Source organism: Caulobacter sp. (assembly GCF_017744445.1).
Lineage (GTDB): Bacteria > Pseudomonadota > Alphaproteobacteria > Caulobacterales > Caulobacteraceae > Caulobacter.
In genome coordinates this window covers 130765-143182 of the sequence record NZ_JAGIBH010000010.1, presented here as the reverse complement: position 1 = coordinate 143182, position 12418 = coordinate 130765, and the positions used below count along the sequence as shown (strand labels likewise).

General features: G+C 65.9%; 8 protein-coding genes and 1 pseudogene. 7 read left to right on the top strand and 2 right to left on the bottom strand.

The features are described from left to right. Positions 1-2: 2 nt before the first annotated feature. The 7 genes and pseudogenes from J7528_RS15630 to J7528_RS15600 all read left to right on the top strand — a co-directional run. The gene (locus J7528_RS15630; protein ID WP_291876166.1) at positions 3-431 is read left to right on the top strand and encodes a DoxX family protein; all 429 of its coding nucleotides are present in this window, start codon (positions 3-5) and stop codon (positions 429-431) included. After that, on the top strand, positions 428-1123 hold the full coding sequence (locus tag J7528_RS15625) for a YoaK family protein (protein WP_291876163.1): 696 nt from the start codon (positions 428-430) through the stop codon (positions 1121-1123). The genes J7528_RS15630 and J7528_RS15625 overlap by 4 nt, the downstream gene beginning before the upstream one ends. Before the next feature lie 1144 nt (positions 1124-2267). After that, a complete protein-coding gene (locus tag J7528_RS15620) occupies positions 2268-3308 on the top strand; it encodes a retropepsin-like aspartic protease (RefSeq protein WP_291876160.1) in 1041 nt (346 codons plus the stop codon). A 101-nt stretch (positions 3309-3409) separates the two neighbouring features. Continuing rightward, on the top strand, positions 3410-3748 hold the full coding sequence (locus tag J7528_RS15615; RefSeq protein ID WP_291876158.1) for a hypothetical protein: 339 nt from the start codon (positions 3410-3412) through the stop codon (positions 3746-3748). Between the two features lie 66 nt (positions 3749-3814). After that, on the top strand, positions 3815-5053 hold the full coding sequence (locus tag J7528_RS15610) for an HlyD family efflux transporter periplasmic adaptor subunit (protein WP_291876155.1): 1239 nt from the start codon (positions 3815-3817) through the stop codon (positions 5051-5053). Continuing rightward, positions 5050-7203 (top strand): peptidase domain-containing ABC transporter, encoded by a 2154-nt coding sequence (locus J7528_RS15605; RefSeq protein WP_291876152.1) that lies wholly within the window; start codon positions 5050-5052, stop codon positions 7201-7203. The genes J7528_RS15610 and J7528_RS15605 overlap by 4 nt, the downstream gene beginning before the upstream one ends. An 18-nt stretch (positions 7204-7221) precedes the next feature. Continuing rightward, a pseudogene (locus tag J7528_RS15600) lies at positions 7222-7332 on the top strand (integrase); the annotation flags it as partial. A gap of 138 nt (positions 7333-7470) precedes the next feature. Here the strand turns inward: J7528_RS15600 and J7528_RS15595 are convergent. Together J7528_RS15595 and J7528_RS15590 are read right to left on the bottom strand one after the other, a co-directional pair. Then, positions 7471-9612, bottom strand: a complete 2142-nt coding sequence (locus J7528_RS15595) for a tetratricopeptide repeat protein (RefSeq protein WP_291876149.1) — start codon at positions 9610-9612, stop codon at positions 7471-7473. Next, the gene (locus J7528_RS15590) at positions 9609-12404 is read right to left on the bottom strand and encodes an insulinase family protein (protein WP_291876146.1); all 2796 of its coding nucleotides are present in this window, start codon (positions 12402-12404) and stop codon (positions 9609-9611) included. Before J7528_RS15590 ends, J7528_RS15595 begins: the two co-directional genes overlap by 4 nt. Positions 12405-12418 lie beyond the last annotated feature (14 nt).

Here is a 12418-nt window from a genome sequence, read left to right as displayed (position 1 = left end):
TCATGACCCGTTCGCCCCAGACCCCGCGCTTCGTCGACGCCATCCTCGACTGGCGTCCCACCGCGCACATCGCCCGCCTGGCCCTAGTCAGCGCCTATCTGCTGGGCGCGGCCGTCAAGGCCAGCGACTTCCAAGGCGCCGTCGCCGAACAGGCCCACTTCGGCATGACCCCGCCAGCCTTCTGGGCTGTGCTGACCATCGCCGTCGAGATCGTCGGCCCTCTGCTGATCCTCACTCGTCGCTGGCTGTGGCTGGGCGCGGGCATGCTGGGGGTCTTCACCCTGCTGGCGGCGTTCAAGGCCAATGCCTTCTGGGCGATGGCCCCGGGTCATGATCGCTTCATGGCCACCAACGCCTTCGTCGAGCACATCGGCCTGATCGGCGGCTTCGTGCTGGTCGCGCTGCTGGATCGCCGGGAGCGCGCCGCATGACCCCGCGCCCCACGCGCCTGGCCGGCGTGACCGGCATGGGCATGGCTTTTGTCGGCGGCTATGTCGACGTGATCGGCTTCGTGCTGCTGTTTGGCCTGTTCGTCGCTCACGCCACCGGCAACATCGTCATGCTGGGCGTCGGTCTAGCCGGCGACGCCGGCGGCCTGGCGACCAAGCTCCTGGCCCTGCCGGTGTTCATCGGCGCGGCGGCCGCCACCTACGCCCTGATCCGCTGGCGCGACGCCCGCGGGCAACCCTGCGAAATGCTGGTCCTGATCCTCCAGGCCATCCTGCTATTGGCCTTCATGCTGCTGACCGCCCGCGCCCTGCCCGCCGCCAACGCCAATGCGCCGGCCGTCATGCTGGCGGGCTTGGTCGGGGTCGCGGCCATGGCCGTGCAGAATGTCGGCGCCCGCGCGGTCTTCACCCATTTGGCGCCGACCACCATGATGACGGGCAACGTCACCCAGCTGGCGATCGACATCGTCGATCTTGTCATCGCCAGGGGACGTCCGGACCAGGCGCTGAAAGCACGACTTCTCAAGACCTGGCCGCCCATCTTCGCCTTCGCCCTGGGCGCGGTCGGCGGCGCGATCGGCGTGCTGGTCGCCGGGGCCTGGAGCCTGGCGCTGGGCGTCGCCGTGGTCGCCCTCCTGGCCGCCCTCCACGCCCTTCGCGGGGAACGGTCGTGAGCAGACCCGCCGCGACCGCGGCTGATGACCAAGCTCAGCCAAGTCAAGGCTTTGTCATCCCAGGAGTGTGAACGAAGACGCCCCCGCCAGCTCACGCCCGCGCCCGAGCTGACGAAGAGCAGAACAAGCTTTCACTCCGCCTGCCTCTCATGGGCCTTGCCGGGGCTCGCGTTCGTTCCAAGCGTCGGCTAGTCAGTGGATCGCTCAAGCTCAGGAACGCTAACGCTCAGCGCTTTCAAGCCCAGCGAGGTAAAGACGCCAATACGCCGCATAGCCAATGAGATCGTCGAGCAATGCGGAGACCTTGGCTTGGTCAGGAACGTAAGCCCGAACAACTCCTCCCCAGACCGGGTAACTCGGCAGGGAGACTTCACCGCCCCCAGCATTTTCTCGCGAGACAGTCTCGCGATCGTGAGCCGGAAAATGGTTAGCGGACGCTAGGCGAGGCTATCCCCTTCCCGCGTGGAGGGCATTGACCTGCGTAAGTACAACTGCGCAGAATGCAACTTTCAGTTGCCAATTCGCAGCGTAGGCCCCTAGGATATTCATCGTCTTGAGCTCAAGGGCAGCATTCATCCGAAGGGAAGTTCTTATAGGGGCAGGGGCCTTGCTGGCTCCGTGTTGGGCGTATGCGGCAAGCCCCGCCCAAAGCTTGCTGCGCCGCTACGTCCAGTGGCGAGGCGGACACGCCTTCCAACAGGTGCGCCTCATCTCCACTGTAGCGAGTCTCCAGGTAGAGGGGCTCGACACCGTCCGGACTATATGGATCGAAGGGAACGACCGATACGCAGAGAGCTTGGCGGCTGGTGCGATACGGACGCAGTTCGTTTCCACCAACGCGGCGACCTGGTTTCAAACGCCCGATGGCCGGACCGATAGCGCGGATGCCGCCACTGGAGCGTCCAGGCGGCGGCTCGCCGGCATTCTTTCCCCGTGGATCTTGGACGCAAATTGGAAGTCGGCAGGCTCCGAGAGGCGCTACGGGCAGGAATGGAGTGTAATATCGGCCGAGTTCCCTGGAGCGGTGATCGTCGACCTATTCATTGACGCTCGATCCGGAGCGCTCGGCGGAGCCCGTGTTCGCGAACCCGCCGGCGGCCACTTCTCGCGATACGATGACTGGCGGGAGGTGGGCGGAGTAAGGATGCCGTTTGCCGAGCAGACGGAAGCCATCGAACTCGAAAACGGCCAGTCTATAGTCGTCGAGAAACTCTCCTATAGCAGCGTCAGGATCAATGCCGCGCCGCCGTCGGGGACGTTCGAGCCGCCGCGCTCGCCCGCCAGGATACGCTTCGCGACGCCGGAGGGACGGACAGGAAAGATCGCCTTCGGCCCCGGTTCTGACGTGATCTTCACGGTCGAGCTGGCGGGGCGCAACGTACAGGCGCTGCTCGACAGCGGGGCCTCCGTCTCGCACATTGATGTCGACTTGGCCCGCGCCATCGGCTTGCAGGGGACCGGCGCGTTTCAAGCACCCGGCACGAGTGGCGCGACGGTGGCGGTGCAGGCGGCCGAGTGCCCTCCCATCACTATCGACAGCATGACGGTATCAGGCCTGCGCGTTGGCCTGACGGATCTTGCCCCCGCCCGCGCGTCGATCGGCCGCCCCGTCGAAGTCATCCTGGGGCAGGACATCTTCGATCACGTCGTGGTCGAGATTGATTTCGGCGCAGGGCGCGTCGCGTTTGTCGAGCCCGCGCGGTACCGGCCGGCGGCAGGAACGCGTTCGCTTCCGATCGGCCGCGTGGGCTTTGTGCCGACCGTCCAAGTCGAATTCGAGGACATAGGTCCCGCTGACTTCGCCCTCGACCTTGGGAATGCCGCCGCGCCCCTGGTCATTTACGGTTCGTTCTGGAAGCCGCGAGAAATGCTGACGCGACGCCCCTGGTCCACCACCATGAGCGCCGACATCGCAGGGCCACGCGAAGTAAAGCAGGCCAGTGTCTCGACCGTTGTCTTCGCCGGCTGGACATTCCGGGACCTGCCGGCGCTCTTCGTGGATCTCGACAAGGGAAAGGGGTCTGAGCGGCTGGCCGGCAATATCGGCCTGCCGATCCTGGACCGCTTCACGCTGGCCTTCGACTACCCGTCCAGTCGCCTTTACCTCTCCCCCAACGCCTCGATCGAAAGACCCTTCGCCAGCGCGGGCATCCTGCCCTGGAGCGTGGCTGCATATACAGCCTAAGGTGTTTCTTATGCCGAGAAATCTTTAAGATTGCATGTCTGAGGATTTAACCTAAGGTTGATGCGCCCCCAAATCCGGGGTGCAAACCTTTGAGGCACAGAATGCGCACTTCGAACGTGGTCTACGCCTTCGACACCGACTTCCGCGCGCTGAACGATGACGAGATCGACTTCGTCAGCGGCGGCGACGGCACGCCCAGCAACGTCGGCACCGGCGGCACCGGCGGCACCACCACCACCACGACCAGTTGGGGGATCAAGATCACGACGCCGGTCGGCGGAGTCGAAATCACCCGCAAGACGGAGGTGACCAAGAAGCCCGCCTCGGACACCGGCAGCGGCGGTAGCGGTACGAGCGGCGGCACCAGCGCTGGCGGCACAAGCGGCGGCAGCGGTACGAGTGGCGGCACAAGCGGTGGCACCTACGGCCCGCAGCCCTGATGAAAAGTCGGCCGGCGGCGCGTACGCCGCCGGCCGTCTCCGATTTTGAGGGGAATGCTCTTCTAGATGAGTAGCTTGTTCAGGTCGCAGGCTGTCGCCCACGCAGCGCGTCGCCTTGATGGCGAAGTGATGCTGGCGTCTCCGCCTTCGATGCGCCTGTTAGTGTTGGCGAGCGTCGGCGCCGTGCTGACGAGCGCCATCTTCTGCGCCACCTCCTCCTATGCGCGCCGCGAGACTCTTACCGGCTCCCTCGTTCCTCAGGGCGGCCTCATCCGCATCACCGCCCGTCAGGGCGGCATGGTCGAGCAACTGAACGTGGTCGAGGGGCAGAGCGTCAAGGCGGGCCTGCCGCTGGCCGTGCTTCGGACTTCCATGGATATCCGCGACGGCGACACGGGTTCGGCCTTGGTGCGGGATGTCGCCCTGGAAGCCCATGCGCTGGATGTTCAGGATCAGGCCACACAGGCGCGCCTGGGAGCGCAGGTCGCAAGATTGCGGGCCGAACGAGCGTCGCTCGTGAGAGAGCGCGACGCGACGAAGGCCCGCCTGGCGGCGCTCGAAGAGCGCGCGCGGCTCGCCCAGAACAATGTCGACAGGTTCAACAAGATGGCGGTCGACGGTTTTGTCAGCCGCCGAGATCTGGAGAACGCGCGGTCTACGTCCCTCGCCATGCTGCAAGACGCCGCCGAGGTGCGGACCCTGGCTCTGGGATACGAGCGCCAGATCACGGACATTGATGCGCAACTTAAGGCCGCGCCGTTTGATGCGCGGGTCGCGGCTGCACAGTCGAAAGCCGCGCGAGCTGAAGTGATGCAGAAGGGAACATCCGCCGCCTTGCAGGCGACCTACATCGCCACTTCGCCAGTGTCCGGCCGCGTCGGCGCAGTACCAGTCGATCTTGGGCAGACCGTTTCCGTGGGCTCGACGATCGCCGTCGTTTCTGGCGGGGGCGACATGGAGGCGGAACTCTATGCGCCCTCACGCGCGGCCGGGTTCATCAAGCCGGGACAGGAGGTGCGGCTGATGTACCAGGCGTTCCCACATCAGAAATTCGGCGCCGCGCGAGGACATATCCGTTCGGTTTCGAGAACCGTTCTCGCTCCCAGCGAATTGACGGTCGCGGGCATGACCGTCCAGGAGCCAGTGTTCCGCGTCAAGGTCGCGCTCGACAAGCAGACGATGAGCGCCTACGGCCAGGAGCTGCCACTGCGCGCCGGCATGCTCGCCAACGCCGACGTGATCGTGGATCGCCGGACGCTTCTGGAGTGGCTTCTCGATCCTCTCTACGCCGCCGGCCGCCGATGAGGGATATTCTCAGCGAGCTGAACTTCGCACGAAAGCGTAAGCTGCCCGTCGTCATCGGCGCCGAGGCGGCTGAGTGCGGCCTTGCCTGCATGGCCATGATCTCGGCGTACCATGGGCACGATATCGATCTGAACGGCCTGCGCCAGCGTTTCTCCCTGTCGCTAACCGGGGCGACGCTGCGCCACCTGATGACGCTGGCCGACCAACTCTCTTTCAACTGCCGGGCTTTGCGGGTCGAGATCGGGGCGCTTCAGAAGATCCAACTCCCAGCGATCCTCCATTGGGACCTTAACCACTTCGTTGTCCTGAAGTCAGTCGAAGCCAAGCAGGTCATCATTCACGATCCGGCGCGCGGGGCTCGAACGCTGAGCCTTGCCGAAGTCTCGGATCATTTCAGCGGCGTCGTGCTCGAACTCACGCCGAAGGCCGAGTTCCAGAAGGTCGAGGCGCGCGTCGGCGTACGGATCTCAAGCCTCTGGTCGAGCCTGCGGGGCTTCGGGCCGGCGCTGGCGCAGGTTCTCACGCTGTCGCTGGCTCTCCAGGTCGTCGCCTTCGCCGGCCCATTCCAGATCCAACTCGTCGTGGACGAGGCGATCGGGCGGATGGACAGGAACCTGCTCACGGTCTTGGCGATCGGCTTTGGCGGCCTGATGCTGCTGCAGCTTTGCATGGACGCGCTGAGGTCATGGATGCTGCAGGTATTCGGCAGCATGATGACATACCAGATCGTGGGCAATCTGGTTCACCACCTGCTCCGGCTGCCGTCCAGCTTCTTCGAGAAGCGTCATGTCGGCGACATCCTTTCCCGCGTCGGATCAACATCGGCGATCCAGGACGCCCTCACGCGTGGACTGGTGGCCTCGCTGATCGACGGCATCATGGCCCTCCTGGCGGCCATCATTCTGTTCCTCTACTCCCCCCAGCTGGCTGGCGTTGTGTGCGCTTCGGTCCTGGCCCTGCTCGTGCTCGCCCTCGCCTTCTACCCCGTGGTCCGCGCCCGCGCCGAGGAACTGCTTGTCGCCGGCGCCAAGGAGCAGTCGCACCTGATGGAGACGGTGCGCGCGGCGACCACGATCAAGCTAATGGGACGCGAGGTCGAGCGCGAGGGCGCATGGAGGAACCTCTATGCCAGCACGATCAACGCCTCGGTTTCGCTCGGTAGGTTCCATATCGTCCTGGGTCTGCTTCAGAGCGGCGTCATCGCGCTCCAGTTCATCCTGGTGGTTTTCCTGGGCGCGCGGACAATCATGGACGGCGCGGGGTTCTCGATCGGCATGCTCCTGGCGTTCCTCTCATTCCGCCAGACCTTCACCGACCGCTGCTTCTCTCTGATCAATCAGGGCATGGAGTTCCGTCTCCTGGGCCTGCACATGCAGCGGCTCGGCGACATCGTCGGCGCCGACGTCGATACTCGCGAGACGACGCTCCCGAACATTCACATCGCTGGGGGTATCGAGGCTCGGGCGATAGCGTTCCGGTACGGCGCGACGGACCCGGTGATCGTTCGGGAAGCCAGCTTCAACATCGCACCCGGCGACTTCGTAGCCTTGATTGGCCCGTCAGGCGGCGGGAAGACCACCATCCTGAAGCTGCTCTTGGGTCTTCAAGCCCCCACCGAAGGCGAAGTCCTCTTGGACGGGCAGTTGGCGACGCCTGAGCGCTTCCAGGCGTGGCGGTCGCACGTGGGTGTCGTCTCTCAAGACGACCGCCTGCTGTCTGGGTCGATCGCGGACAACATCGCCTTCTTCGACCCTGATCTCGATATGGAACGGGTGATGGCGGCAGCCGAGGCCGCGCGCATCCACGCCGACATCATGCGCATGCCCATGCAGTACATGGCGCTGGTGGGCGATATGGGATCGACGCTCTCGGGCGGTCAGAAGCAGCGCATCCTCCTCGCGCGAGCGCTCTATCGCCAGCCCGCCATCCTGTTCCTGGACGAAGGGACCGCGAACCTGGACGAAGAGACCGAAGAAGCGATCGCGGAACTGATCAGCGCGCTTCCCATCACGCGGATTGTGGTCGCCCATCGTCCGGCGCTGATTCACCGTGCGGGCCGCATTCTCGAGATGCGCGAAGGGCGCATCGAGGAGCGCTTGCGGCACGCTCCCCATGGGGCGGAGCTTCCGCTCGAACAGGCCGATGGCTAGCGTACTTTCGGCGGCTCCAGCGAGCAGTCCGTCCCATTTGAGATCACCGAACCCACAAGGAACGCTTTGGCGGTTTGGCTTAAGGTGCGTGGACGGCGCAATGACGACTGGCTGTTCCCAGCCGTCTCTAGCGCATCAGTTCACCCCGCTTTAGCGCGGTGCAAATGCGCGACGCGCGTCCGTTGGATGTCGTGTTCCTGGAGGTGCGCCAATGTCCGAAAATGGCGCTGCGCCCGTCCACACAGCGCTCCGCATGCAGCGTGGCGCTCAGGTCGTGGCCAGCTTGTCCGCTGCCGCAACGTCGGCCTGCGCGCCCGCGATATCGCCGAGTTCGGTCTTGACCTTCGCACGCCAACGAAGCGTCTCGGCGTCGCCAGGATTGGCGGCCAGCGCCGCGTCCAACTCCTCGAGCGCTCGGCGATAATCCTTCAGGTACCAGTAGCAACGCCCCTTCCGCGACAATGTCATCGCGTCGCCGGGCGATAGGCGCAGCGAGACATTGAGGTCGCGGATGGCCCGGTCGTAGCGGTCCTGATCCATGAACACGCCGGCGCGATTGTAATAGGCCGGCTCATAGTCGGGGTCCGCTGCGATTGCCGCGCCGTAGTCGGCCAAGGCCTCGTCCAGATGGCTCGTCTCAGCCAAGGCCAGCCCCCGATTGTTCAAGACAAAAGCCGACCTCGGCTGCAGCTTCACCGCCGCATTCAGGTCCGCCATCGCCGCCGCTCCCTTGTCATCCTTGCGCAGTGCGCTGGCGCGCCCCACCAGCAATTTGGCGTCGTCGGGCGCCAATACGATGGCGCGGTCGTAGTCGGCCTTGGCGTCGCGCAAACGGCCGGCCAGCTGGTTCAGCCAGGCTCGGCCGCCCCAGGCGGCAACGCGCTTGGGGTCCAGCCTCAAGGCGCGGTCGTACTCCACGCGCGCCGCATCCAGACGGCCCATGCTCGTGAGGGTGTCGGCCAAACCCACGCGCAGATCCGCGCGCTCAGGCTGGGCGGCGACGGCGATCTGATACTGCTCCAGCGCCTTGGGCCAAGCTTCACGGTCCGCGTAGTAGATGGCCTTGTTGATTACCGCGTCGGTGTTCTTGGGATCGGCGGCCAGAGCCGCGTCATAGGCCTTGAGCTCGCCTTCCGCGTCCTCGTTCAACGCGCTCAACTCCATACCCACGCCGTTCAGCGCGTCCGGATCGTTGGGCGCCAGTTCAGCCGCCTTGCGATAGTCGGCCAGGGCGCCCTTGTGGTCGTCCTTGTCGGATCGCAGCTGGGCGCGATTGTAGTAGGCCGCAGCGGTCGGCTGGGCCTCGATCGCCGCGTCGTAAGCGGCCAGGGCGTCTTTGCGGCGATCGCTCAGTTCGCTGAGCAGTAGGGCGCGATTGAAAAGGAGATCGCCATCCTTCGGCGAGCCCTTCAACCCTTCCTCCACGGCCGCCAAGCCTTCAGCCTGTTTGCCCTGCCGCCGGCGCGTCTGCGCCAGCTTGACCCAGGCGTCGGCATAGGCCGGTTGCAACTGGGCTGCCTTGCGATAGGCCGCGGCCGCGCCCTCGTCGCGCTTCAGCGCCGCCAGCGCCCGGCCCCGAGCGATCTGCGCGTAAGCCATCTTGGGATCGATCGCGATCGCCAAGTCCGCGTCACGCAGGGCGCCCGACGGATCCTCCAGCCACAGCCGCATCACGCCGCGATAAGCGACGATAAGCGCATCTTTGGGATCCTTGCGGACGATCTGGTCGTATATCGCGAAGGCCTCCTTCGGTCGATCCTGGGCCTCCATCACCGAGCCCAGCTCCATCCAGGCCGCGCTGTCGTCGGTTGCGATGGCGACAGCTGCCCGGGCGTCGCGTTCAGCGGCCGCAAGATCGGTGTTCATGAGCAGGTCCGCTCGCCGCAACAGGGCCTGAACGAAGCGAGGATCCACCGCCAACGCCGCGTCGTAGTCGACCCGCGCGCCCTTCGGATCATCGCGGTTCCATCGCTTCAATCCCCCACGATAGACTAGGGCCAGCTTGTTGCGAGGATCGGCCTTGAGGACAGTCTCGAAATCGGCCGCCGCCGCATCGATCTTGTCCTGGTCCTGCTGAGCCACGCCGCGCGCCAGCAAGGCGTCGGCGTCGCCAGGCAGCAGCTTCAGGGCTTCGCGCGCGTCTCGCTCCGCCTCGGCGTTGTTGTCCAGCCGCCAATGGGCAAAGGCGCGCACCACCAGCAGGCGCGCCCGCTCGTTGGCGGCCAGACCCGGGCTGGCCAGCGCCGCGTCGCACACGGTCACGATCGCCTCGCGATCGACGCGCCGGGGCTGGGAGTCGGCCATGGCGCAAACAGCGATCGGATCGGCGCTCTGCCGCGCGAGGGCGGGCATGGCCCCGCCCGAAGCGAGAGCAGCGGCCAGGATCAATGAAATGGAGATTGGCCTCACGGGCGCGCTCCCTTGGCCGCGGCGGGTTGGGCCACGCCGACCATGGGGTCCGACTTCAGCCAACGGACGGCGGCGGCCTTCACCTCGTCCAGCGTGATTGCGCTCATCAGCGGGCCGTACTGAAGATATTCTTCGAGCAGGGCGGGGTCGCGGGCGGAGCCGCTCATCGCACCCGCCCACCAGGGCAGATTGTCTCGCGCGGTCTGGACCCCGGCGAGGAGCGGCGCGCGCGCCTCCTCGAAGGCGGCCGCGGTGATGTCGCCTGCGACCAGCTTGGCCGCCACGGCGCGGGTCTCGACGACCAGGGCCTCGATGTCGGCGGGGCTGGCGTCGACCGCCACCACCAGCGAACCTTGATCCCCATGGTCTGGAGTGTTGATGGCGACGGCGGGGGCGTAGGTCTTGCCCAACTCCTCCCGTATCCGGCGGCGTAGGGCGGTGTCGAAGATCGCCGCAAGGACCTTGAGGCTGTATTCCTCGCGCCGCCGCTCGGGATTGGCCACGTAGAGCGGCCAGATCAGAGCCGCGGCGGCCTTGTCAGCCTGACCTTGATGCTCGACGCGAATGATCGGCGGCGCCACCGCAGGGTAGCGCACGAAATGCGGCTCGACCGTTCGGCGCGACGCGGTCGAGCGCGGCGGCAGGGCTCCGAACGTTCGCGCCACCAGCGCGATCACCCTGTCTTCCTCGACATCGCCGACGATGGTCAGCTCCAGCGGTTCGGTGGTCAACACCGGCTTCAGCACGCGTTCGAAGTCCACCGATCGCATCTTCGCCATCACCTCGCGTGGCGGCACATTGCTGGCCGCGTCAGGCGAGATCTTGGCTGTCATAGCGATGTTCAGCGCCATGGCCGGCTGGGTCAGATAGGACCGGTACACAAGATCCACCACGGTCGGGATCCGAGCGTCGATCGTTGGCCGAAAGCCCGGATCGCTGACATAGGCCGAGAGCACAGAGACCTGCCCCTCCAGCGACTCGCCAAGGCCGGCGGTGCGCATCTCGAAGGCGGTAGGACCCATTCCGAGCGACAAACCCCAAAGATTCGAGCCGTCGTAGATCTTCTGGACCTCCTCGACGCTGTTTCGGCCCAGGCCGCCGGCCGCAAGGAGGTTGGTTCCAAACTCGGCCACGATGTAGTCGGTGTCGGCGACCTGACGCCGCCCCACCCCGAAGCGCAGCCGAACCTCGACCTTGTTGGGGGTGATTTTGGTCGGCTTGAAATTCAGGATCAGCCCGTTGGAGAACTTCAGCCGCGTGAAGCCGGGCTTCTCGACGGTCTTTCGGTCGACCACCTTGCCCGGCTTGCCAAACCAATCATAACCCCAGTGCGGTTTGGCTTGGTCAGCGTAGCGCTCGCCCAGGACATGGCCCTCCCCGCGCGTCCAGGCGGCCGCCAGAGCTTCCTTGGTCGGCGGCTTGGGCCCGGTGATCGAGAGCAACGGCCCCGCGCCGGACCAATCGGTCGCGAACCGGGCCTTCACATCCTCGGGCGTCATGTCCTCTACCGCCAGGTCGAAGGCGTAAAGCGCATCGGCCGGACTGCTGGAAAGCTGATCGTTGACGGCGCGGGCCGCCAAGTCGCTGGCGATCGCGGACGAGGTGCGCGAAGCGCTGCTCAGGACGCCCGCCCGTAGCTGCCCCCGCAGGTTCTCGATGACGGCCTCGGTCTCCAGTTCCGTAGGACCATCCTTGGCAAAGCGATTGAGCTCGCCCTGAGCCGCGTCCAAAGCGCCGTCCCACGCGTCGCCGGTCGGCACGACGATCAGACAGGCGATCGCCAGATCGCGGACGTCGTTCGCCAGGGTGGCGGCGCTGACGAGCGGGGCCTCACCCTTGTTGACCAGGCGCGCCAGACGCTGGTTCAGGATGGTCTGCCAGACTTGTCGCTGGATCGCCGCACGGCGGTTGGGGATGGTGTCGGCGGGCCGTCCGGCGCCTGGGTTGGTACGGCACGCGGCAACAGCGACCGGGAGGGCTTCGCCGGTGACCGTAAGCACCTCCAGGCCGCGGTTTGACCTTGGACGCTCGAGGGGCGGCTGCAAGGGTCGCGGCCCCCGCGCCGTCCAGCCGGCGAAGGCTTCGCCAACCAGGGATTCGGCGCGGTCGAGGTCAAGGTCGCCGACAAGCACGACGACCGCGCTTTCTGGCCGGTACCACCGATCATAGAAACGCTTCAAATCAGCCGCCGTCGCGGCATTCAGGGTCTGGGTCGCGCCGATAGGCGGCCTATTGACGGACCTCAGGGTCTCGCCTTGAAAACGCGCGATCGTTTCCTGAGCCGCTAGCATCTCGTTGCTGCGCGCTTCCATCTCAGCCAGTACGACGCCGCGCTCACGCTTAACCGCCTCGTCCGTGAAGCTTACGCCGTCGGCGACGTCGCGCAGCCACGCCATGCCGGCTTTCATCTGCTCGCCGTCCGGTTTAGGCATGTCCAGTTGGTAGGTGGTCGAGAACAGGGTCGTCATTGCGTTCTGGTCGCGTCCGAACGCGATGCCCCAGGGCGCGAAGACATGATCGGACGCCCCTTCCGGATAGTTCCGGCTGGAGCGGAAGGCCATGTGCTCTATGAAGTGAGCCCAGCCGCGCTCAGCCTCCCCCTCCTGAAAGCTGCCAACATCCAGGGTCAACCGGGCAGAGACCGCCCCCGCCGGATTGGCGTTCCGCATCAGGAGATAACGGACGCCGTTGGGCAGCACTCCGCGGCGAATAGCAGGATCGGGCCGGATCGCATCCTTGCGGTCGCTCGTCGCGGCTGGCGCATCCGCCGCCCAGGAGGGCGCGGCGACCATAAGCCCAAAGGCCA

What these genes read in the sequence shown, in the direction of transcription:
- J7528_RS15590 (WP_291876146.1), bottom strand. Translation starts at nt 12,404, where the DNA reads ATGGTCGCCGCGCCCTCCTGGGCGGCGGATGCGCCAGCCGCGACGAGC.
- J7528_RS15625 (WP_291876163.1), top strand. Translation starts at nt 428, where the DNA reads ATGACCCCGCGCCCCACGCGCCTGGCCGGCGTGACCGGCATGGGCATG.
- J7528_RS15605 (WP_291876152.1), top strand. Translation starts at nt 5,050, where the DNA reads ATGAGGGATATTCTCAGCGAGCTGAACTTCGCACGAAAGCGTAAGCTG.
- J7528_RS15620 (WP_291876160.1), top strand. Translation starts at nt 2,268, where the DNA reads ATGCCGTTTGCCGAGCAGACGGAAGCCATCGAACTCGAAAACGGCCAG.
- J7528_RS15610 (WP_291876155.1), top strand. Translation starts at nt 3,815, where the DNA reads ATGAGTAGCTTGTTCAGGTCGCAGGCTGTCGCCCACGCAGCGCGTCGC.
- J7528_RS15630 (WP_291876166.1), top strand. Translation starts at nt 3, where the DNA reads ATGACCCGTTCGCCCCAGACCCCGCGCTTCGTCGACGCCATCCTCGAC.
- J7528_RS15615 (WP_291876158.1), top strand. Translation starts at nt 3,410, where the DNA reads ATGCGCACTTCGAACGTGGTCTACGCCTTCGACACCGACTTCCGCGCG.